This window comes from Streptomyces sp. SID13726 (genome assembly GCF_010548375.1).
In the GTDB taxonomy this organism is placed as follows: Bacteria; Actinomycetota; Actinomycetes; order Streptomycetales; family Streptomycetaceae; genus Streptomyces.
Genome location: NZ_JAAGLY010000465.1, coordinates 1 through 439, shown reverse-complemented (window position 1 = coordinate 439; position 439 = coordinate 1). Strand labels below are relative to the sequence as shown.

Sequence of the window (439 nt, the reverse complement as noted above, 5' to 3'; positions counted from 1 at the left end):
CATCAGCTTCGACCTGTACCAGGGCGAGACGCTGGGCATCGTCGGTGAGTCCGGCTGCGGCAAGTCCACAGTCGCCAAGCTGCTGATGAACCTGGAGCGGGCCACCGCGGGCGAGGTCTTCTACAAGGGCCAGGACATCACCAAGCTGTCCGGGCGCGCGCTGAAGGCCGTCCGCCGCAACATCCAGATGGTGTTCCAGGACCCGTACACCTCGCTGAACCCGCGCATGACGGTCGGCGACATCATCGGGGAGACCTACGAGATCCACCCCGAGGTGGCTCCCAAGGGCGACCGGCGCCGCAAGGTCCAGGAGCTCCTGGACGTCGTGGGCCTCAACCCGGAGTACATCAACCGGTACCCGCACCAGTTCTCCGGCGGCCAGCGCCAGCGCTTCGGCATCGCCCGCGGCCTCGCGCTCAACCCGGAGATCATCATCTGC

Annotated in this window: 1 protein-coding gene; it reads left to right on the top strand. The window is 67.0% G+C overall.

All coding sequences use genetic code 11. The annotated features are described in order from the left end of the window. Window positions 1-439 (top strand): dipeptide/oligopeptide/nickel ABC transporter ATP-binding protein (locus G3I78_RS48605; RefSeq protein ID WP_164437046.1); only part of this gene is annotated, 439 nt, incomplete at both ends.